The 20,149-nt window shown below is 63.0% G+C and carries 18 protein-coding genes; 10 read left to right on the top strand and 8 right to left on the bottom strand.

Annotation, left to right across the window (positions count from 1 at the left end; genetic code table 11):
* Positions 1-27: 27 nt before the first annotated feature.
* The 10 genes from NKJ11_RS25200 (at position 28) to NKJ11_RS25155 (ending at position 9,233) form a co-directional block, all read left to right on the top strand.
* Positions 28-750: a LamB/YcsF family protein gene (locus NKJ11_RS25200; RefSeq protein ID WP_352628745.1), complete on the top strand. Its 723-nt coding sequence runs from the start codon at positions 28-30 to the stop codon at positions 748-750.
* Between the two features lie 66 nt (positions 751-816).
* The gene (locus tag NKJ11_RS25195) at positions 817-1,050 is read left to right on the top strand and encodes an acetyl-CoA carboxylase (RefSeq protein WP_013533152.1); all 234 of its coding nucleotides are present in this window, start codon (positions 817-819) and stop codon (positions 1,048-1,050) included.
* Entirely contained in the window at positions 1,050-2,414 is a 1,365-nt protein-coding gene (locus NKJ11_RS25190) for an acetyl-CoA carboxylase biotin carboxylase subunit (protein ID WP_352628439.1), read from the top strand. Before NKJ11_RS25195 ends, NKJ11_RS25190 begins: the two co-directional genes overlap by 1 nt.
* Before the next feature lie 9 nt (positions 2,415-2,423).
* Positions 2,424-3,299 carry a 5-oxoprolinase subunit B family protein gene (locus NKJ11_RS25185; protein WP_128302548.1) on the top strand — a complete coding sequence of 292 codons (876 nt, stop codon included), beginning with the start codon at positions 2,424-2,426 and terminating at the stop codon, positions 3,297-3,299.
* Complete coding sequence (locus NKJ11_RS25180; protein WP_023808979.1) at positions 3,289-4,260, top strand: 5-oxoprolinase subunit C family protein; 972 nt, start codon at positions 3,289-3,291, stop codon at positions 4,258-4,260. Before NKJ11_RS25185 ends, NKJ11_RS25180 begins: the two co-directional genes overlap by 11 nt.
* Before the next feature lie 249 nt (positions 4,261-4,509).
* Complete coding sequence (locus tag NKJ11_RS25175; RefSeq protein WP_352440674.1) at positions 4,510-5,262, top strand: ABC transporter ATP-binding protein; 753 nt, start codon at positions 4,510-4,512, stop codon at positions 5,260-5,262.
* A complete protein-coding gene (locus tag NKJ11_RS25170) occupies positions 5,259-5,993 on the top strand; it encodes an ABC transporter ATP-binding protein (protein ID WP_023808981.1) in 735 nt (244 codons plus the stop codon). Before NKJ11_RS25175 ends, NKJ11_RS25170 begins: the two co-directional genes overlap by 4 nt.
* Before the next feature lies 1 nt (position 5,994).
* Positions 5,995-6,900 carry a branched-chain amino acid ABC transporter permease gene (locus NKJ11_RS25165; RefSeq protein ID WP_027036291.1) on the top strand — a complete coding sequence of 302 codons (906 nt, stop codon included), beginning with the start codon at positions 5,995-5,997 and terminating at the stop codon, positions 6,898-6,900.
* Positions 6,901-6,904: 4 nt separating this feature from the next.
* Positions 6,905-7,996, top strand: coding sequence for a branched-chain amino acid ABC transporter permease (locus NKJ11_RS25160; protein ID WP_352440675.1), 1,092 nt, complete (start codon positions 6,905-6,907; stop codon positions 7,994-7,996).
* 43 nt (positions 7,997-8,039) lie between these two features.
* Positions 8,040-9,233 (top strand): ABC transporter substrate-binding protein, encoded by a 1,194-nt coding sequence (locus NKJ11_RS25155; protein WP_023808984.1) that lies wholly within the window; start codon positions 8,040-8,042, stop codon positions 9,231-9,233.
* Positions 9,234-9,390: 157 nt separating this feature from the next.
* On the opposite strand, the gene NKJ11_RS25150 is transcribed toward NKJ11_RS25155, so the two are convergent.
* The 8 genes from NKJ11_RS25150 to NKJ11_RS25115 all read right to left on the bottom strand — a co-directional run bounded on the left by NKJ11_RS25150 (position 9,391) and on the right by NKJ11_RS25115 (position 20,098).
* Positions 9,391-10,059 (bottom strand): nuclear transport factor 2 family protein, encoded by a 669-nt coding sequence (locus NKJ11_RS25150; protein ID WP_127294316.1) that lies wholly within the window; start codon positions 10,057-10,059, stop codon positions 9,391-9,393.
* Positions 10,056-11,438 carry an aspartate aminotransferase family protein gene (locus NKJ11_RS25145; protein WP_352440676.1) on the bottom strand — a complete coding sequence of 461 codons (1,383 nt, stop codon included), beginning with the start codon at positions 11,436-11,438 and terminating at the stop codon, positions 10,056-10,058. Before NKJ11_RS25145 ends, NKJ11_RS25150 begins: the two co-directional genes overlap by 4 nt.
* Positions 11,439-11,532: 94 nt before the next feature.
* Entirely contained in the window at positions 11,533-12,264 is a 732-nt protein-coding gene (locus NKJ11_RS25140) for a LamB/YcsF family protein (protein WP_023808987.1), read from the bottom strand.
* Between the two features lie 12 nt (positions 12,265-12,276).
* Positions 12,277-14,625 (bottom strand): xanthine dehydrogenase family protein molybdopterin-binding subunit, encoded by a 2,349-nt coding sequence (locus NKJ11_RS25135; protein WP_352794550.1) that lies wholly within the window; start codon positions 14,623-14,625, stop codon positions 12,277-12,279.
* Positions 14,618-15,115 (bottom strand): (2Fe-2S)-binding protein, encoded by a 498-nt coding sequence (locus NKJ11_RS25130; RefSeq protein WP_352610068.1) that lies wholly within the window; start codon positions 15,113-15,115, stop codon positions 14,618-14,620. Before NKJ11_RS25130 ends, NKJ11_RS25135 begins: the two co-directional genes overlap by 8 nt.
* The gene (locus NKJ11_RS25125) at positions 15,112-15,963 is read right to left on the bottom strand and encodes an FAD binding domain-containing protein (RefSeq protein WP_352794549.1); all 852 of its coding nucleotides are present in this window, start codon (positions 15,961-15,963) and stop codon (positions 15,112-15,114) included. Before NKJ11_RS25125 ends, NKJ11_RS25130 begins: the two co-directional genes overlap by 4 nt.
* A 136-nt stretch (positions 15,964-16,099) precedes the next feature.
* On the bottom strand, positions 16,100-18,067 hold the full coding sequence (locus NKJ11_RS25120) for a hydantoinase B/oxoprolinase family protein (protein WP_352610065.1): 1,968 nt from the start codon (positions 18,065-18,067) through the stop codon (positions 16,100-16,102).
* A gap of 3 nt (positions 18,068-18,070) precedes the next feature.
* Entirely contained in the window at positions 18,071-20,098 is a 2,028-nt protein-coding gene (locus NKJ11_RS25115) for a hydantoinase/oxoprolinase family protein (RefSeq protein ID WP_352610064.1), read from the bottom strand.
* Positions 20,099-20,149 lie beyond the last annotated feature (51 nt).

The raw sequence follows: 20,149 nt of genomic DNA, 5'->3' as shown, positions 1-20,149 counted from the left end.
ACGGCAGCTTCGAGGGGTAACAATGCGATGGCGGTGACGCTAAACTGCGACATGGGCGAAAGCTTTGGCCTCTACAAGGTTGGCGATGATATGGGCATGATGCCCATCATCGACGTTGCCAATGTCGCCTGTGGTTTCCACGCTTCTGATCCGGATCACATGCACGCCGCCGTCCGCAGCGCCAAGGCGAGTGGCGTCAAGATCGGCGCCCATCCAGGCTTGCCCGACATTCAGGGTTTCGGCCGGCGCGAGATGCGGATGACCCGCGAAGAAGTCAGGAACACCATCATTTACCAGGTGGGAGCGCTTGCCGGCTTCCTCAAGGCCGAGGGTGTGGAACTCCACCACATCAAGCCGCATGGCAGCCTTTACTTCATGGCCATGCAGCAGGAGGCAATCGCCCATGGCGTGTGTGACGCGGCAGAGGTTTTCGGCGTACCCCTCTTCGGCATGACGGGCACCCTGCATGAGAAGATCTATCAAGAGCGCGGTATCCCATTCGTCGCCGAGTTCTATGCCGATCTCGACTACGATGCCTCCGGCAAGCTGATCTTGACACGCGTTCATGACGCCAAGGACCCCGCAGAGATGGCCGAGCGGTGCGTACGCGCCATCAGGGAGGGCGAGGGCACGGCAGAGGACGGCAGTTTCTTCCCCGTACGCTGCGATACCATCTGCGTGCATTCCGATACGCCGAACGCCATCGAAATAGCCAGGGCCGTGCGCACCGCAATCGCCCCCTGGCACTGAATTCGACCGAACCCGCCCGCGCGGGCGGTTCCAAATTAGTCTGTCCGCAGTTTTCCGGAGCTTTTTATGGCCCAGATTCTTTCACCTCTTCCTGGCACCTTCTATCGCAGCGCTTCGCCAGACCAGCCGCCCTACAAGGCGGATGGCGACGCGGTGTCCGCCGGAGACGTAATCGGTCTCATCGAAGTGATGAAGTCGTTCCACGAAGTGAGGGCCGAGACGGCCGGTACGAACATCCGCTTCATTGCCGACAATGAGGACCCCATCATGGCCGGCGCACCTATTGCGGATCTCGACTGATGCTGAAGAAGCTTCTGGTTGCCAACCGGGGCGAGATAGCGGTCAGGATCATCCGGGCCGCGCAAGATTTGGGGATCGCCACCGTGGCGGTGTATTCGGCCGCAGACGCCGAGTCGCTCCACGTCCAGCTTGCGGACGAAGCGGTCAACATCGGCCCACCAGCGGCAAAGAAGTCCTATCTCAATGTCGAAGCAATTCTGAAGGCTGCCCGCGACACCGGTTGCGACAGCGTTCATCCAGGCTATGGGTTCCTTGCCGAGAATGCCGCGTTTTCCGACGCGGTCACAGGCGCTGGATTGGTCTTCGTCGGCCCGTCGGGAGATGCGATCCGGATGATGGGAGACAAGGTCTCGGCGCGATCCGCCGCCGCCGCTGCAGGTGTCCCTGTGGTGCCTGGCTCGGCTGGCCGGGTCGAGGGCCTCAAGGCTGGCCACGAGGTGCTGACCGCAACCGGTTTTCCGGTGATGATCAAGGCGGCGGCAGGCGGCGGTGGGCGGGGCATCCGCATCGCCAACTCGCTCGCCGAGTTCGAACAAGCCTTTCCTCAAGCCGAAGCAGAAGCCCTCGCCGCCTTTGGCGACGGTGGCCTCTACATGGAAAAGGTGATCGGCAAGGCCCGCCATATCGAGGTGCAGGTGCTGGCAGACGGAAGCGATGCCATCCACTGCTACGAGCGGGAGTGCTCACTGCAGCGGCGACGCCAGAAGGTTTGGGAGGAGGCGCCGTCGCGCGCACTTTCAGACAGGCTGCGCGAGGAGCTCTGCGCTTCGGCGGTCGCTTTGGCCAAGGCGGTCAAATACTCTGGTGCCGGCACGGTAGAGTATCTTTATGACGATGAAGCAGATCGCTTTTACTTCATCGAGATGAACACCCGTATCCAGGTCGAGCACCCGGTCACCGAAGCGATCACCGGCATCGACCTCGTTGCGGAGATGCTTCGCATCGCCGGCGGCGAGAAGCTGCGGATCCGGCAAGGCGATGTCTCCGTCAAGGGGCATGCGATCGAAGTCCGGCTCAATGCCGAAGACCCGGCGAAGGAGTTCGCTCCATTCCCGGGGCTGGTGGCCGAGCTTCGCATTCCCGGCGGTCCGGGCGTACGCTTCGATTCGATGCTCTACCAAGGCTATCAGGTGCCGCCCTTTTATGATTCGCTGCTTGCCAAGCTGATCGTGCATGCAGAGACGCGCGAGGCGGCGATAGTGCGCCTGATCCGCGCGCTCAACGAGTTGAAGATCGGCGGGCTCAAGACCACCAAGCCGCTGTTTCTTGCGCTGGCCGCCGATCCGGCGGTGCGGGCGGGAGACGTGCATACCCGCTGGCTGGAAGGCTGGCTCATCGAAAACGCCGCAACATTGGCGGGTTAAGGAGGACCGATGTCGATACGATTCAACTTCGGCGGTGACGAACATATCTTCGGCGAGGTGTCCGAAGAAATGTCGCTCACCTCCTTCTTTACCGGCCTTTCGATGACGAACGCGGTGCGTACGGCAGGCATCCGAGGTGTCACCGAGATCTGCCCTGCCAACGCCAGCTTCCAGATTCGCTTCAACCCCGACATCGTCAAGCCGCAGGATTTGCTCAGCGAACTGAAGTCGATGGAAGAGGCGGCCTCGAAGGCGGACCCGGTGCTGAAGACCCGGATCATCGAACTGCCGGTTTATTTCCAGGATCCATGGACGCGTGAAACCTGCTTGCGCTTCCGCGAGCGCCATCAGGACCCCTCCTCCACCGATCTTGAATATTCGGCCCGCATCAACGGCTACGCCACGGTGGAAGAATTTATCGAGGCCTATTCCGGCCAGCCCTGGTTCGTATCGATGGTCGGCTTCGTCGCCGGACTGCCCTTCCTGTACCAGATGGTTGAGCGCAAGAAACAGATTCAGGCGCCGAAATACTTGCGTCCACGCACCGACACTCCCAAGCTCACCATTGGCCATGGCGGCTGCTTCGCAGCGATCTATTCAGTACGCGGCGCTGGCGGCTACCAGATGTATGGCATAACCCCGGCCCCGATCTACGACCCGACCAGGAAGGTGCGCTACCTCTCCGATGACATGTGCCTGTTCAAGCCAGGCGACATCGTCAAGTTCAAGGCCATTGGCCGCGATGACTACGACGCCACGCTGGAGGAAATTGAAGCCAATCGGTGGCAGCCGACGGTTCGCGAGTGCACCTTCAGCCTGAAGGACTTCAACAGCGATATTTACGGCACCAATGCAAAGCTGATGGAGCTTATCAATGGCCGTTAAGGTAATCTCTCCCGGCCTCTCCACTTCCGTGCAGGACCTTGGTCGACCAGGCCACTATCATGTCGGCATTCCCGAAGGCGGCGGCATGGACCGCTTTGCCACACGCATCGCAAACCTGCTTGTCGGCAACAATCCGGGTGCCGCGGTGCTCGAAGCCACCTTCATGGGCCCCGAACTCGAATTCACCCAATCCGCGGTCGTCGCCGTCACCGGCGGAGAACTCCCCCCCAAACTCAATGGCGAGGAGCGGCCGACCTGGGAAAGTTTTCCGGTGAAGGCCGGTGACCGGCTTTCCTTCGGCTTCCTCAAGGGCGGCGCGCGCGCTTATCTGGCCGTCTCCGGCGGCATCGACGTACCCGTGGTTCTCGGTTCGCGCTCGACTTACATTCTGGGCGCACTCGGCGGCCATCAGGGCCGCACGCTGAAGGCGGGTGATGAGCTTCCCCTCGGCGAAGGTTCCGGCAAAGCCGGTCTTTCACTGCCTGCAAATCTGCGCCGCGCGGGCAATAGTCCGGCGGAACTCAGAATGCTTCCCGGGATGTACTGGCATCGGATCACCGAGGCTGCCGGCAATCGGTTCTTTGAGGAAACCTGGAAGGTCGCGCCCGAAGCCGACCGCATCGGCTATCGCTTCCGGGGCGGGACGCCGCTGGAGTTCGTCGAGCGCGAGCAGCCTTTCGGTGCGGGCTCCGACCCCTCGAACATCGTCGATGCCTGCTATCCCTACGGATCCGTCCAGGTGCCGAGTGGCACGGAGCCGATCGTTCTTCACCGGGACGCGGTTTCGGGTGGCGGGTACATGATGCTGGGCGTGGTGATATCGGCCGACATGGACCTTATCGCCCAGCTCCAGCCGCACACCCCGGCGCGCTTCGTTCCGGTGACGCTGGAAGACGCGCTTGCCGCGCGAACCGAACAGCGCGCCGCGCTGGCGCGTGCTGAAGGACATCTGGCCGGCTGACGTCAGCCGGAAAAATGCCGGCGGAGGAGCCGGTGGCGAGGAGATCGGCCGGCCAAAACCGACCGTGCGTGGCGGAAGACAAAATCCGGTGCGCGAAACGACAAGACGACGCCGGGCAACGGCGTGAATTTGGCATCCGAGCAGTCCGCTAGAGACCGCCGGAACCGACAGGGGAAGACATTTGCAACGTGACTGGCCGCAAGGCCGGATGCTTCGCGCCTTTCCGTCGGTAGAAAGAAGGAAAGGGTCATGAGTCACCTGAGCGCGGAGAACGTCTCGGTATCGTTTGCGGGGCTGAAGGCCCTGTCATCGGTAGACCTCCAAATTACGCCCGGCCGCATTAGTGGCCTCATCGGCCCGAATGGCGCTGGCAAGACCACGCTCGTCAACGTGCTGACCGGCTTCCAGGCACCGACGGAAGGCACCATCAAGCTCGACGGCGCAGCACTCACGGGTCTCAAGCCGCATCAGGTCCGGCGGCGCGGCATCGCCCGCACCTTCCAGGGTGGGCGGCTCTTCCGCGACTTGCCTGTGCTGGACAATTTGGAGGTAACCGGCGTTGGCCTGGGAATGAGCCGGCGCGCTGCCATCGCCGAAGCGGAAGCGATGCTCGACTGGATAGGCATCGGTGCGCTGAGCACCCGCATCGCCGGAACGTTGCCATATACGGACGAGCGCCGCGTCGCCATTGGCCGCGCCCTGATGGGACGGCCCGCATACATCCTGCTCGACGAGCCCGCGGCTGGCATGAGTGCACTGGAGGCGCGGGAGCTTTCGGCCCTGATAAGACATATCGCCAGCGATCTCGGCTGCGGTGTCCTGCTCATCGAGCACAATGTCGGGCTGGTGCTCGGCCTTTGCCAGCATATCGTTGTGCTCGATTCCGGAGCGATCATCGAGGAAGGCCCGCCTGCGGCCATCCGCGACAGCGAGAAGGTGCGCCACGCCTATATGGGCACGGCCGCGAACACCGACTTGCCTGTTCTGGAGGCGATGGAATGAGCCTGCTCGCCCTTTCCGATATCACTATTCGCTATAGCCGTCTCACGGCGGTCCGAAATGTCTCCTTCTCCATGGCCGAGGGAGAAATCCTGTTCATCACCGGCCCGAACGGAGCCGGGAAGTCTTCGCTGCTGCGCGCGATCGCCGGTGTTACGCCGGTGGCGGGCGGCCGGATCGACCTTGCAGGTCATGAGATCACCGGCCAGGCGCCGGAAAACATCGCCCGGCTCGGATTCTCCATGGTGCCGGAGGGGCGCGATGTCTTCGGCTCGCTGACGACCGAAGAGAACCTCCTGGTCGGAACCGGCATGCACGCCCGCGAACGCGGCTGGCGCAGCCGAGCGGCCGACGAACTCGAAGCCGTCTACGCAACCTTCCCGATGCTGAAAGAGAGGCGGCACGGGCAGGCGGGATTGCTGTCCGGCGGGCAGCAGCAAATGCTGGTCATCGGACGCGCGCTGATGACCAATCCGCGGCTTGTAGCCATTGACGAGCCTTCGCTGGGCCTCGCCCCCAACATCAACGACCAGGTCTACGAGCGGCTGATCGCGCTGCGTGCGCAGCGCCAACTCACGCTCCTGATCGTTGAGCAGAGCTCGGCCCGGGCGATGATGGTGGGCGGGAGGATGATCCTGATGCGTGGCGGACAGATCGTGCTCGATGGCGACGCGCGGACGCTCGGCAACGGCGAGGCGATCCAGGCTGCCTATTTCGGCTACGAGGACAATTGAGATGCTTCAGATCCTGTTCGACGCACTCTCGCTTGGCTCGCTGTACGCGCTCGGCGCGCTCGGCATTGCCCTCATCTTCGGCGTGATGCGGCTCGTGAACTTCGCGCATGGCGACGTCATCGCCTTCTGCGTCTTCGCGCTGCTATGGCCGTCAACAGACGCCATGGCCATCGTCTTCGCCGGCCAATTGCCGTGGTACCTGCTGGTGCCCTTCGTGCTCCTCTGCGGGGCCGGGCTGTCGGTGCTGTGCGAAATCGTCGTCTTCAGGCGGTTCCGCCAGGCAAATCCGGCAACCATGATGATCGCCTCCTTCGCGCTCGGTTTCGTTATTCGCTACTTCCTGCTCATGCTTTTCTCCAGTCGGCCGAAATCGATTTCGCTGCTGCCCGAATTGTCCCAGCCGGTGGAGATCCTTGGTGCCCGGCTTCCCCTCCTCCAGCTCATAACGATCGTCGCCACGATGGTCATCCTGATCGGCCTGACATTGTTCCTGCGTCAAACCCGCTTCGGCCTGGAGATGCGGGCGGCGGCCGAGAACTTCTCGATGGCCCGCATGCTGGGTGTGCGTGCGAACCGGGTCATCATGGGTGCGTTCGCCCTCTCCGGCGCGTTGGCCGCCGCCATTGCGCTGATCTTTGGCGCCCAGACAGGCACGCTGGACATCCAGATGGGCGCCTCGATCATGTTGATGGCCTTCATCGCCACCGTCATTGGCGGCCTCGGCAGCCTCGGGGGAGCCGTGCTCGCCGGCTTCCTGCTGGGTGCCGCCTCGGTGATCATGCAGGTCATGCTGCCCATCGACGCCCGGCCATTCCGCGATGCCTTTGTCTATGGAGCGGTCATCCTCGTCCTCCTCTTCCGCCCGCAAGGGCTTATTGCCGCGCGCGGCACCAAGGAAAGGGTCTGATTTCATGGCTGTCGCCGCCTCCCTAGCCAACTCTACCGCTCCCGGTGCCGCGGCTGCCAAGCAAAAGCCCGCCCGCTTCGCACTTGCGCGCCGCACAATCCTGACGCCGGTCCTGCTTTCTCTGCTGCTGCTGGCCATCGCGCTGATCACGGTGATGACCGGATCGCGGCCCTTCAACCAGACGGTGATCGACGTGTTCGTCCGTGTCATCCTCGTCGTGGGCCTATACATCTTTATCGGAAATTCGGGCGTTCTCAGCTTCGGGCATATCGGCTTCACCTGCCTTGGCGCCTACGCGGCCGCGTGGCTCACCATCAACCCGATGATGAAACGCGGTTCGTTGCCGGGACTGCCCGAATGGCTGCTGGCGACCCGATTGCCTTACTGGCAATCGGCCGTGCTGGCGGCATTGTTCGCCGCCCTCGCCGCTCTCATCTTCGGGCGGGTGCTGATGCGATTATCGGGCATCGCAGCATCGATCGCGACCTTCGCGATGCTCGCCATGATCAACACAATTTATTCCAACTGGGAGAGCGTGACCGGAGCGACCTCGTCGGTCGTCGGCATTCCGATCGTGCGCGTGATCTGGCCGTATCTCATCGGCGCCGTGGTCGCAATCTTCATCGCCTGGGTGCACGCGATCTCCCGGTCCGGCCTAGCCCTTCGTGCTGCCCGCGACGAGCCCACCGCCGCCGCGGCTTCCGGTATCGACATTCCCAGGGAAAGACTGGTGGCGTTCGTCGTATCGGGCGCGGTGATGGGGCTGGGCGGTGCGCTGATGGCTCATTCCATCGGCGTGGTCACACCCGATACATTCTATCTCGGTCTCACCTTCATCACCCTTTCCATGCTCGTCGTCGGCGGCATGGGCAGCCTGTCGGGTGGTGTGGTGGGTGTCGTCCTGCTGTCCGCCCTCATCCAGGCGCTGCGTTGGCTGGAGGCAGGCGTATCGCTCGGCGAGTCCACGTTCGCCCTCCCGAAAGGGGTTCAGGAAATAGCCCTCGGCGTCATCATGATCGTGATCCTCGCGCTTCGCCCATCCGGACTCATGGGCAACCGCGAACTCACCTTACCTCGCAGCAGTCGCAACAAGTGACCGGCGGCACAAGCCCGACCGGAAAACAAAAAAGGAGACGTGCATGGCATACAAAATGAGAATTGTCGCAACCGCTCTGGCCTCGATGTCCATCGCATACCCGGCCCTGGCCGATGACAAGACTATCGTCATCGGCTTCGCCACTGCGGAGTCGGGCTTCATGGAAGCCTATGACAAGCCTGCCCAGGAGGCGGCTTTGATCCGCATCGACGAGATCAATGCGGCTGGCGGTCTGCTTGGAAAGCAGATCAAGGTCGTCAAGGCCGACACCAAGTCCGACCGGGCCGAAGGCGCCAAGGCTGGCCTCTCCGTGCTCGACCAGGGTGCGGATCTCGTGGTCGTGTCCTGCGACTACGACTTCGGATCGCCGGCTGCGCTCGCGGCCGAGGACGCAGGCCGTATCTCCTTCTTCCTGTGCGCGGAATCGGTCAAGGCCGGCATCCAGGGTGTCGGCCCGCACAGCTTCTCCGCGTCGGTGCTGGCGGCCGTGCAGGGAGCGACCATGGCCGAGTGGGCATTCAAGGAAAAGGGCGCAAAGGACTTCTACCGTCTGCTCGATACCTGGACGGCCTACAACAAGGGCATCTGCGACGGCTTCGACTGGATGATGCCGAAGCTCGAAGCCCAGGGCGCGAAGCTTGTCGGTGAAGACACCTTCAAGAACGAGGATGCCTCCATCGCCGCGCAGATCACCCGCATCAAGTCTCTGCCGAAGGAGCCGGATGCGATCATGCTTTGCACGATGATGCCGGGCGCCGTCTCGGCCATCAAGCAGCTTCGCGCCGCGGGTATCAATTCCATGATCCTGAATGGATCGGGCGTCGACGGTAGCTATTGGCTCTCGGCTGTGCCCGATCTGACGAACTTCTACGTCCCCGTTCAGGGATCGATCTATGGCGACGATCCCAATCCGGCCGTGCTGAAGTTCAATGCCACCTACAAGCAGAAGACAGGCGCCGATCCCTCGAGCCAGTATGTCTTTCCGGGTTACGTCATGGTCGACGTCTGGGCCAAGGCGGTGGAGCGTGCAGGCACGGCCGATGCCGACGCGGTCGTCGCGGAACTGGAAAAGATGAAGAATGAGCCGACACTGTTCGGGCCTCGTACCTTCACGCCGGAACTGCATCACCAGAACCAGACGCGGTACCTGATCGTCGAGACCAAGGCCGGCAAGCCGGGTGTTGTAGGCAACTGGACGATTTCCGAGCCGGTACCGATGGAAGCCTTGCTCAAGTAGGAGAAGATGGGCCGGGTAAGCCCGGCCCTTCATATGCGGAAGGCCCTGTTCCTTTGGGATGACCGGGCCTTTCGTCTTTTGAGGATATTGCCTTTGAGCAAAAAACGAGGGCGGCCCGTTTGGACCGCCCTTGTCGCCCGATGAATCCAGATTTTCGCTACCCTCGCGCTTTGCGGTAGGAATCCTTGAGCGCTATGAGCTCCCCCGAGAAAGCGAAGATATCGCAGCCGTCGACTTCGATTTGCTGCCCCGCTGCCGTGGTGCCGACGAAGCGCCATGATGAAAGCCCGGTGTCGCCCGTCACGATGTGCCGTCCCCTGATCCACGCGGCTTTCGGGAAGGCATCGAACAGCGCTGCATAGGCGACGCGCACTGCGTCACGCCCCACATGCTTGCGCCCTTCGGCATCGGGGCCGGCCGAGCCGTGGAAAGCGCAATTCTCAACCATGCAGTCCATCAGCGCGCCCACGTCGCGAGCGTTCCAGGCCGCGAGGAACCGGTCGAGCACGGCGAGCCGCCTGGCTGCGAGATCGCCAGCCTCAACGACCTCGACCTCGAGAAAGGCGAGCGGCGCATCGCCGGCATTGATGACATTGTGGGCCACACCCGTCCGCCGCGAGTAGGGCACCCCTTGAGTGAGAGCGGCTTGCGACTGCGCGCCGTCGGGGCCTTCGAGACCGAGCTTGCCGTCCGTAAGCGGCACGATGACGTAGTCATGGCCATGGATGTGCCAGCCGGTCTCGGCCCCGGTGGCAAAGCGCCATTCGGTGACCCGAAAGCGTTCGTCGTCGATATGGATGACCGGTTCGGCTTTCATGCGGGTCATTCAAGTCCCTCCTTGGCAACCGCACCGGTCAGGCGCTCAAGCGTCCGGCCCATGCGCGTCATGATTTCCTTCACATCGTCTTCTGTCGAGATCATCGGCGGACAGAGCGCGAGCTGGTCGCCGATGGCGCGGAAGATGAGGCCTTCCTCGTGGCCGATTCCCGCTGCGATACTCCCTGCGCGCCCAACCTTGGCGAAGGGGCGTTTCGTCGCCTTGTCTGCCACCAGCTCCACGGCGCCGATAAGACCGGTGCCCCGCGCTTCGCCGACAAGCGGGTGATCGGCGAACGAGCGGATGCCGGCCTGGAACGACGTCTCAAGGCGGGCCGCGTTTCCGATCAAGTCCCGCTCCTCGAAGATGGCGAGGTTTTCGAGACCCACCGCCGTCGCGACCGGATGACCCGACGCCGTGAAGCCGTGGCCGAAATTGCCGATCGTTGCGGTGTTGTCGGCGATCGCCTGATAGATCGCATCGGAGAAAATGACGGCGGCAAGCGGCATATAAGACGACGTGATTTGCTTGGAGACCGTCATGATATCAGGCGTGAAGCCGTATTTCTGAGCGCCGAAAGGCGTACCAAGCCGCCCGAAACCACAGATCACCTCGTCTGCTATCAGGATGATATCATTTGCCCGGCAGATTTTCTCCACGCCTTCCCAGTACCCGACCGGCGGCGGCAGAACGCCGCCGGCTGCCATGAGCGGCTCTCCTATAAAGGCTGCAATGGTGTCAGCCCCTTCTTCCGCGATCGCCGCTTCCAGCTCGGCGAGCAGACGCGCCGTGAAGGCGGCTTCGTCTTCGCCTTCCATGCCGAAGCGATAGAAGTGCGGGCAGGTCAAATGGCGAACGGGAATCGCCGGCAGATCGAAGTCGCGATGGTTGACCGGCAGGCCCGTCAGGCTGCCGGAGGCGACGGTGATGCCGTGATAGCCCTTGGTCCGTGCCAGGAATTTCTTCTTTTTTGGCCGGCCCAGCGCGTTGTTCATGAACCACATCATCTTGACGATGGTGTCGTTGGCTTCCGAGCCCGACGACGTGAAGAAGACACGCGTCAGGTTTTCCGGCGTCATCTCCACGAGTTTCTCAGCGAGCCGGATGGATGGCTCATGCGCCTTGGAGGAGAAGGTGTGGTAGTAGGGCAGCTTCAGCATTTGCTGGTAGGCAGCGTCGGCCAACCGCTTTTCCGAAAAGCCGACGCCCACCGACCACAGCCCGGCGAGCCCTTCGATGTATTCCTTGCCGCGTTCGTCATACACACGGATGCCGTCGCCGCGGCTGATGATCAGCGGCCCGGTTTCCTCGTGCTGACGCAGGTTTGTGTAGGGGTGCATGGAGGTGGCGATGTCGGCGGCGGCGAGAGAGTTGGAAAGCGCATCCATGGAAGTCCTCAGCGGCTTGGGGAAATGGTTCGGGAGGTGAGTGCGAGATAGTCCTCGATCCCATGCGTGGAGCTTTCACGATTCGGGAAATGAATCATGGCAGGCTGTTGGAATGGGTGTCGATGATCCGCCGCATCAGCGCGGCGACGTCGCGCGCATTCGGAGGATCGGAGTGGATGCAGACGGTGTCGAAGTCGACCGGGCGGATCGTACCGTCTGTCGTGACGAGTTCGCGTCGGGTAAGCGCCCCCACCATGCGGTGCTCGGCAAGCGTCAGGTCGATGGCCGACTGGACGCGCGGAATGATCAGGCTGCCGCCGGGAGCGTAGGCAAGATCGGGAAAGAACTCGCCCACGAAGGCGACGCCGAGTTCGGCTGCCGCCGTCTCGTGACAGGTTCCCGCCAGGCCGAAGAGAGGGACGCCGAACGGCTTGACCGCCGCGGCAATCGCCCGGGCAGTGTCCACGTCGTGCGCGGCCATGCCGTAGATGATGCCATGCGGCTTGACATGGCTGAGCTGCCCGCCCTCGGCGGCCAGCATTCCTGTCAGCGCACCGATTTGGTAGAGGAAGGCGGCTGTCAGTTCCTCGGGCTGAAGTTTCATCTCGCGCCGGCCGAACCCCTCGCGATCGGGAAGGGACGGATGCGCGCCAACCTGCTTTCCGTGCGAAAGCGCGAGCCGCACGGTCTTCAGCATCGTCCATGGATCGGAGGCGTGGAAGCCGCATGCGATGTTGGCGCAATCGATGTGGGGCATGATGCCGGCATCGTCGCCGAAACGCCAGTTGCCGTAACTTTCCCCCATGTCGCAGTTCAGGGTGACCATGGTTTGCTTGCCTCAGCCCAGAGTGTTCGACGCCCAGCCGTGGGCGATGTGGGGGAATTCCGGCGGCGGTTCGCGCTCGTGCAGCAGTCGAAGCACGCGCGGCGGCGTCAGTGGCAGCTGCCGCACCGGCTTGCCGATAGCGCGTGCCACAGCGCAGCCGATCGCCGCGCCCACGGCCAGGATCGGGACCTCGCCCGCGCCCTTGGTGCCTAGAGGCCCCATCGACGGAGCGCCCTCGTAGAGGTCGGCGGCGACCGGAACCACGTCCTGCGCCAGCGGCAGGCGATAGGTCTCGAAATCGTCCTGCGCGATACGTCCGTCAGCGGTGATCGTCACCTCCTCATGCAGGGCGTAGCCGAGACCCTGCACGACACCACCCTGTATCTGGCCCATGACCGCGCGCGGGTTGAGTGCGCGGCCGACATCCTGCACCACGCGATAGGCCAGCACCTCGACATGACCGGTGTCCGGATCAACCGCCACCTCGGCCTCGTGGACAACGAAGACGGGGATGTCGAGCGCATCGATGAAGTGCCCCATCGCGCAGCCGGACATTGCCGGAGTGTTCCTGGCGGTAAAGGCTCCGCTTCCGGTGACCGGGCCGGTGGTTGCCTGCGCATGGGCGACGACAGCGGGGATCGATATGCCGGAGCCGGGACGTCCCGCGATCTCGACACGACCATCCCGCAGCACCAAGTCTTCCGGTCGGGTCTGGAGCATCTCGCCGGCGGTCCGCAGCAGCTTTTCCCGCACTTCCGCGCAGGCAGCCACACTTGCCGCGCCGATGGACACGGTGGTTCGTCCGCCGCCAACGCCGACATCGAGACCGGCGGCATCGGTGTCGGCTTCGCGCACGATCACCTGGTCGGGAGCGAGGCCGAGTTGCCCGGCCACGATTTGCGGCAGGGATTGCACCATCGTGCCAGATCCGATCTCCACACCCGACGTGACCAGTGTTGCACTGCCGTCGGCGTTCAAATTCACCGTCGCCGCCGAAGGCCCGACGAAAACGAACCATGTGCCGACCGTGGTTGCAATACCATAGAGCCTGCCGTCGGCCTCGGCCTCTGATGTACCGGTACTGGCGCGCAGTGTCTCCATGCGATCGAGCATCGGACCCAGCACGTCGGCCTCGAAAACCTGGCCCGTGGCACCGAGATCACCATCTCCCAGGACATTTTTCTTCCGGAACTCCATCGGGTCGAAGCCTAGCGCATCACAGATTTCGTCGGTGTGTCGCTCCAAAGCGAATGTGTTGTAGACGCCGTTGCAAGCCCGGAAAGCACCGTTGGGTGGTGTGTTGGTGTATACGGCGCGGCTGACGAGCCGCGTTGCGCCAACCCTGTAATTGCCGCCCAGCGTGTGCGCCGTCATCGTCGTCAGAAAAACCTGTTCGCCTCCATACGCACCGCAGTCCATCAGCACGACCGCCTCGCGCCCGGCGATGTATCCTTCGGCAGTGACAGCGGACCGGATGCGGATTTCCGCATTCTCGCGGCAGAGGCAGGTTGCCATCTCTTCCTGCCGGGTATTTTCCAGGACCACCGTGCGCCCGGTCATCCGCGCCAGAACTGCAGTGATAGGCTCGATGGATGCATCGAATTTCAGGCCGAACCCGCCGCCGACAGGGGGTACAGTGACCCGCACACGCCCGGGCGGAAGCTGCATGACCCTTCCGGTGACGTTGCGCACGGTCCAAGGCACCTGCGTCGAGGTCTGTATGTGAGCACGGCCGTCCTCCCAGGAGCCGATGGCAACGCGCGGTTCGAAGGGCACATGGCTCTGCCGGCCGACGGTAAAGCTGCTCTCGACAATGCGTATGTCGGGACGGGCGAAGGCCGCATCGACGTCACCGCGGCTGGATTTTGCCTCCCATGCGATGTTGCCGGCACGTGCACCGCCCTCGGTGATCACCTCGTAGCCGCGCCAGCCCTCGTGGACGAGACGGGCGCCGGGCTGGAGCGCGTCGGCCATGGTGAGCACCGGTGCCAGCGGCTCGACCTCGAGCATGATGGCGGCAAGTGCCGCCCGCGCCTGCTTCTCCGTCTCGGCGGCGACGACGGCGATTGGTTCACCGTGATAGCGGATCGTGTCGATGGCCAGGAGCGGATGGTCGGCAATGCCGATGCCGTAGAGCCCTGGCGCGTCGGCGCCGGTCGCCACCGCGCGCACGCCAGGACAGCGAAGTGCCGCCGAAACGTCGAGCTTGCGGATACGCCCCGCGGGAACGGTCGACCGCAGCAGCACGGCATGCAACATGTCGGGGCGAACCCGGTCGTTGGTGTATTTCGTCCGCCCGCGCAGCTTGTCCTGCGCATCGCGGCGGGGAAGATTCATCACGGTGGCGGACAGCTCAGACATGTATGCCTCCCGCCAACTGGCCAGCCTTCCGCGCTTGGTCAAGGCAGTCGGCCACGGCGTCGACGATCCGCTCATATCCCGTGCAGCGGCAGATGTTGCCGGCCATCGCGGCCTTGATTTCGGGACGGCTCGCATGCGGATTGTCACGCACGAACGCCGAAAGGCTCATGACCATTCCTGGAAAACACATGCCGCATTGCACGGCATCGACCGCCTCGAAATTGGCCTGGAGCGGGTGCAGCGCCTGGCTTCCGAAACTCAATCCCTCGATGGTCGTCACCGCGCATCCCTGGACGAGGCCAATCGGCTTCAGGCAGGACGGCACCGCTTCGTCGTCGACATGCACCGTGCACGCGCCGCAAAAGCCTTCGCGGCACACGGCTTTGGTCCCCGTCAGGAATCGTTCCTGCCGCAAGATGTCGACGAGCGGCGTCATCGGATCGCCATCAAAGCGGCAGTCCTCGCCATTCAGCTGGAATGTCACGGTCATGCCAGGCCCCCAGTCTTGAGAAGTGCGGCAACACCGCGTTTGACCAGCGGCGGAAGAACCTGGCGGCGGTACCAACCCTCCGCCTCCTTACCGTCGCGGCCCTGAAAATCATTGTGCTCCAGTGCAAGCTCGGCGGTGCGTTCCGGATCGAGCGCATAGGCCGGGCCTGCCCTCATGGCCTGTTCGAGCGCCGTCCAGCGCCGCGCTACCGGCTCCACCGAGCCGACGGCGATGCGACATCGTTTGTCTTTGTCTACCGCAAGCGAGACGACGGCGACCGGATAGTCGCCGGCTTTCCGAAGCGGCAGGCGGATATGAGCACTTGCGACAAGGTCGCGGCGCAGATGAATTCTCGTCACAATCGCTTCGGCCAGCAGCGTATGCCTGTCTTTGAGGAAATCTGAAATACCGAGAAGTTTTGGGCCTTCGAACGTCTCCAGTTCCACCGCCGCCTCACAGACGAGAAGCGCAGGGGCGAGATCGGCGGCGGCAAAGTCGAGGGCACAAAGGTTGCCGCCCACGGTGGCGACCCTTCGGATGCCGGGATTGGCCGCATTCTCCGCCGCGGCAACCAGACCTTCGAAGCCCACTGCCCCGTGCAACGCGCGGCCAAGGACTGCATGGGTAACGGCTGCGCCGATCACGACATGGTCCGGTTCGATTTCGACCTTGGACAAGGCGGGTATTCGGTGGAGTGCGACCACCGCCTCGGGAAGGTCGACCCCGCGCCGTGGATCACGCATCATCCAGGTGCCGCCGGCAAGCACCGCCGCGCCTTGCCGGCGTGCGGCCATTGCCTCTTCAATCGTGCTGGCTGCGGTGAACGATCGTTCCACGCTTGGTGCCATCTGTCATACCCCTCGGAAGCAGCCAACTTTCGCGGCGCTGCAGCATTGTTGCTCCAGCTTTAGGCTCCTGTGAAATAGTAATTCTTTGAGTATCGTATCGAAAAAACAGATAACTCTGCGGCGTGCTCTTTGGCGCTCAGGCCCAGTGAGCGACCGTGCGTTTCTCAAAGCTCTCACGGAACTGGGCGGTGGTTCTGGGGAGGAGTTCGCCAGTCTCCCAGTCGAGGATCACGGCATAGTGCCGAACCGCATCGAGCGTATCGATCTCGCCGGAGCGATATTTGCGCGCGACCTCCTCAGGATCCATGCGTGCCCAGTCCTTCCGTTTCGCCCGGATGTCGGCACGGCAGGCTTCGGTTGCCGTCCCGTCGATTTCGTACTGGCACAGGTCGCGGTCGATTTCGCGGATCACCACGCCGTAGTCAGTCTTGGCGCGCTCCAGGGAAACGTAGTCGTCGATCACGTCCTCCATCACCTTGCGGGGCTCGCGCTGCAGTGGATCGCCGAAACCGCCGCCGCCGGCCGTCGGACGAGCGAACTGGTCGCCTGTGTGGACGGAGTAATCGGAGAATACGGAGCCGAGCCAGATCTCGGTCTCTTCTCCGGCGCGCTTCATGGTCAAGCCGTGGGGCATCGACGGCAGGCCTCCTTCGACACCCCAGACGACAGCGCGCTCGCGGTCGCAAATATAGGACATGACGGCATTTTCAGCCTCAAGCAGCAACGAGGTCTTCTGCACGCCGACGCCGCCCCGCCATTTGCCGGGCCCGGCTGAATCCTGCTTGATCTGGAACTCGACCGTCCGAGTCGGATTCACCCGTTCGTTGCCTTCGTTCGGTTGCGACATCAACCCGGTTCCGAAGCAGGCGGTGGTGACATCGGCACCATCCTTGCCGTTGCGCCCGCCCCAACCGCCCGGCAGCCATTCGTAGAACATGAAGATCGGCTTTTCGGGTTTGCGCGCGTCCCGTCCCCCGGCCAGCAGATATTCGAGGTTGAAGGCGCAGGCGATAGCGCGTTCGGGCATGATCTTCGACCACATCTCGAAGATCGCGTTCATGATCTTTTCGAACGGCATCAGGAACCCGGTCACCGCCACCGGCCATTCCGCACTGACGATGCTGTTCTTTGGCGCAGTCACCTCGATCATCCGGTAAAATCCGCTGTTGAGCGGGAGGTCCGGAAAGAAGGTTTTCATGCCGGCGACCACGGCCGAGAAGGTCGCGCCCGGGGCGGAATTGTACATCGAGGCAATGGTCGAATGGCTTCCCGTAAAGTCGTAGTGGATCGTGTCGCCCTTGATCGTCATCTTGATGCGGATCGGGATCATGCCTTCGCCGGCACCGAGATCCCGGTCGATGTAGTCGACCGTCTCCCAAGTGCCGTCGGGCAGTTCCGCGAGACGCTTTCGCACGGCACGTTCGACGTAGTCCTGAACCTCCTCCATCCCGCGCATGACCTGGCCGCGTCCGTACTTCTTGACCAGCCGCAACAGTTCGCGCTCGGCGGCCTGCGTCGCCTGCGCCTGGGAATGGATGTCGCCAATGATCGACGCGGGATCGCGCGTGTTGGCCGCGATCATGTTGGCGACGTCGGAGCAGAAGCGGCCGCGCTGGAAAAGGCGCAACGGCGTGATCCGCAGGCCTTCGCGAAACATGTCGCGGGCGGTGACGTCGAAGGAACCCGGCACCGAGCCGCCGAGATCCGACCAGTGTCCGTTCGACTGGGAGAAGCCGATCAGTTTGTCTTCATCGAAGATCGGTCGGACGAGCCGAACATCGCTGAAATGCGTACCGCCGGCATAGGGATCGTTGATTGCGTAGACGTCACCGGGTGCCATATCGCCTTCGAAGACCCGGATCACCTCCTTGCATGTGTTGTGCAGTGTGCCGACATGGACCGCGATGTCGTAGTTGCCCTGGGCAACGGAGTTGCCATCGGCGTCGTGCAGGGCGTTCGAAAAGTCTCGGTTGTAGATGACGAAGGAATAGCAGGTGCGAAGCATCTGTTCGGCCATCTGGTCGACGGTGGTGATGAAGGAGTTTTTCAGCACCTCGAACGTTACCGGATCGAGGCCAGGGCTCGTTTCAATCAGCTTTGTCATGTCTCAGCCTTTCGTCACGATGAGAATGTTCAGGAAGTCGTCGACGGTGGCGCTCATTCCCGGCGGAACCACGGTGGTGGAATCGAACTGTTCGACGATGGCGGGTCCCGCAAAGGCAGCGCCGGCGCTGAGTTGGTCGCGTTCATAGACAGCCGCATCATGAGATACGCCGTCGAACCAGACGCCGCGGCGGCCGACCGGCTGTGGCTTGTGCGGCAAGACTTCATGCCGCGGCATCTCGGCTTTCGGTACGATGCCGATCGCCTTGACCGCGATGCGGAAGATCGACACCGGCGCCTCTTCGCGGCGGTAGTTGAACTCGCGTTCGTGCTCGTTGTGGAATGCCTCTATCAGCGAGCAGATGCTCTCGATCCGCGCCGGGGCTGACACCGCGAGTGAGCGCCACTGGCCCTGGTACATCATCTCGACCGTACGCTGCAGCGCCATGTCTTCGCGCGCCACGCCCTCATGGGTCAGGCGCTCAACCGCCTGTTCTTCCATCAGAACAAAGGCCGTCTGCATCTCGGCGGGCGAGACCGTCGAAGCATCGGCCATGAAGCTTTCGGAGAAATCATGCTGCACGTCGACGAGAAGGCAACCGAGCGCGGAGGTGACGCCAGGATTGGGCGGCACGATCACGGTTGGAATCGAAAGCTCCTTCGCCACGGCCGCTCCGTGCAAAGCGCCTGCACCGCCGAATGCGACGAGCGCAAAGTCTCGTGGGTCATAGCCCCGGCTGATGGAGAGAAGCCGGACGGCATTGCCCATATTGGCGTTGGCGACAGCGATGATCGCCTCGGCCGCTTGGTGGAGTTCCATGCTGAAGGGTGTCGCCACAGTCTCCTGCACCGCCTGGGCGGCCAGAGCGGGGTCGAGCGTGATCTTGCCGCCCGCAAGGCTGGTGCCGAGACGACCGAGCACGACATTGGCGTCGGTGTTGGTGGCGGTGCGGTTGCCATTCTTGTAACAGGCAGGGCCCGGAAACGCGCCGGCGGACTGCGGTCCGTTGCGCAAGCTGCCGCCCTCGTCCTGCCATGCCAACGAACCGCCGCCCGCGCCGATGGTCAGCACCTCGATGGAGGGGAAGCGGATCGGATATCCGAATTCGATGTACCAGTCTTTTGTGATGCGCGACTCCCCGTTCCATGCGAGCGAGACGTCGGTGCTGGTGCCGCCCATGTCGAAGCCGATCGAGTTCTGGAAGCCACAGAGATTTCCGATGAAGCGGCTTGCGATCGCACCGGCGGCAATGCCCGATCCTGCGAGCCGGGCTGAGAAATCCCTGACGCTTGCGGGTGTCATGACCCCGCCACCGCTGTGCAGCAACAGGAGATCTCGCTTGTATCCGGCCGCGGCAAGCTTTTCTCCGAGACGCGACACGTAGTCGACGACGACCGGGGCGCAGACGGCGTTGGCCATGGTGGTGGAAAAACGCTCGTGCTCGAAGATTTCCGGCATCACCTCCGAGGAGATCGAAACCGGCAGATCCGGCATGGCCTCCTTCAGAATCTCACGCATGCGGCGCTCATTGGCGCCGTTGACATAGGAGTTCATGAAGCAGACGGCGATGGACTTGACCTGCCGTTTGACGAGAATTTCCGCGACGCGGTGAGCGGCCTCTTCGTCCAGTGCTTCCAGGATCGTGCCCTCGGCACTGACCCGTTCCCGGACCGTCAGCCGGTCGCGGCGCGGGATATAGGGCTTGGCGACATCCTTGTAGGTGTCCCAGAGGTCTTCCTTGTTGGCGCGGCGGATCTCGACAACATCACGGAAACCCTCGGTGCAGACCATTGCGGTGCGTGGCAGGCGGCGGGTGATCAGCGCATTGGTGGCGACCGTCGTACCATGAGAGAACAGCGTCACCTCCGAAAGATCGATGCGGCCCTGCTCCACGCCATTCATGATCGCCTGCATGGGATCGTCAGGCGTGGAGGCGGTCTTCTCGATGCGGATCGCGCCGCTATCTTCGTCCATGATGCAAATGTCGGTGAAAGTCCCTCCGACATCGACGGCAACTCTTATTCTGCTCATGACAGTTCCTTCGCGGGATATTTGCGGGCAAGGCCCGGCTTTCGCCGCCCT

It is taken from the genome of Mesorhizobium sp. M0243 (genome assembly GCF_040321775.1).
Lineage (GTDB): Bacteria > Pseudomonadota > Alphaproteobacteria > Rhizobiales > Rhizobiaceae > Mesorhizobium.
Note: the sequence above shows the minus strand (reverse complement) of the source record. Positions and strands in the feature narration are given on the sequence as shown.

Bases quoted from the DNA above. Each gene is read 5' to 3' on its own strand.
- NKJ11_RS25180 (WP_023808979.1), top strand. From the start codon at position 3,289: ATGGCCGTTAAGGTAATCTCTCCCGGCCTCTCCACTTCCGTGCAGGAC.
- NKJ11_RS25170 (WP_023808981.1), top strand. From the start codon at position 5,259: ATGAGCCTGCTCGCCCTTTCCGATATCACTATTCGCTATAGCCGTCTC.
- NKJ11_RS25160 (WP_352440675.1), top strand. From the start codon at position 6,905: ATGGCTGTCGCCGCCTCCCTAGCCAACTCTACCGCTCCCGGTGCCGCG.
- NKJ11_RS25130 (WP_352610068.1), bottom strand. From the start codon at position 15,115: ATGACCGTGACATTCCAGCTGAATGGCGAGGACTGCCGCTTTGATGGC.
- NKJ11_RS25120 (WP_352610065.1), bottom strand. From the start codon at position 18,067: ATGACAAAGCTGATTGAAACGAGCCCTGGCCTCGATCCGGTAACGTTC.
- NKJ11_RS25135 (WP_352794550.1), bottom strand. From the start codon at position 14,625: ATGTCTGAGCTGTCCGCCACCGTGATGAATCTTCCCCGCCGCGATGCG.
- NKJ11_RS25140 (WP_023808987.1), bottom strand. From the start codon at position 12,264: ATGGTCACCCTGAACTGCGACATGGGGGAAAGTTACGGCAACTGGCGT.
- NKJ11_RS25125 (WP_352794549.1), bottom strand. From the start codon at position 15,963: ATGGCACCAAGCGTGGAACGATCGTTCACCGCAGCCAGCACGATTGAA.
- NKJ11_RS25145 (WP_352440676.1), bottom strand. From the start codon at position 11,438: ATGGATGCGCTTTCCAACTCTCTCGCCGCCGCCGACATCGCCACCTCC.
- NKJ11_RS25200 (WP_352628745.1), top strand. From the start codon at position 28: ATGGCGGTGACGCTAAACTGCGACATGGGCGAAAGCTTTGGCCTCTAC.
- NKJ11_RS25190 (WP_352628439.1), top strand. From the start codon at position 1,050: ATGCTGAAGAAGCTTCTGGTTGCCAACCGGGGCGAGATAGCGGTCAGG.
- NKJ11_RS25165 (WP_027036291.1), top strand. From the start codon at position 5,995: ATGCTTCAGATCCTGTTCGACGCACTCTCGCTTGGCTCGCTGTACGCG.
- NKJ11_RS25175 (WP_352440674.1), top strand. From the start codon at position 4,510: ATGAGTCACCTGAGCGCGGAGAACGTCTCGGTATCGTTTGCGGGGCTG.
- NKJ11_RS25150 (WP_127294316.1), bottom strand. From the start codon at position 10,059: ATGACCCGCATGAAAGCCGAACCGGTCATCCATATCGACGACGAACGC.
- NKJ11_RS25195 (WP_013533152.1), top strand. From the start codon at position 817: ATGGCCCAGATTCTTTCACCTCTTCCTGGCACCTTCTATCGCAGCGCT.
- NKJ11_RS25115 (WP_352610064.1), bottom strand. From the start codon at position 20,098: ATGAGCAGAATAAGAGTTGCCGTCGATGTCGGAGGGACTTTCACCGAC.
- NKJ11_RS25155 (WP_023808984.1), top strand. From the start codon at position 8,040: ATGGCATACAAAATGAGAATTGTCGCAACCGCTCTGGCCTCGATGTCC.
- NKJ11_RS25185 (WP_128302548.1), top strand. From the start codon at position 2,424: ATGTCGATACGATTCAACTTCGGCGGTGACGAACATATCTTCGGCGAG.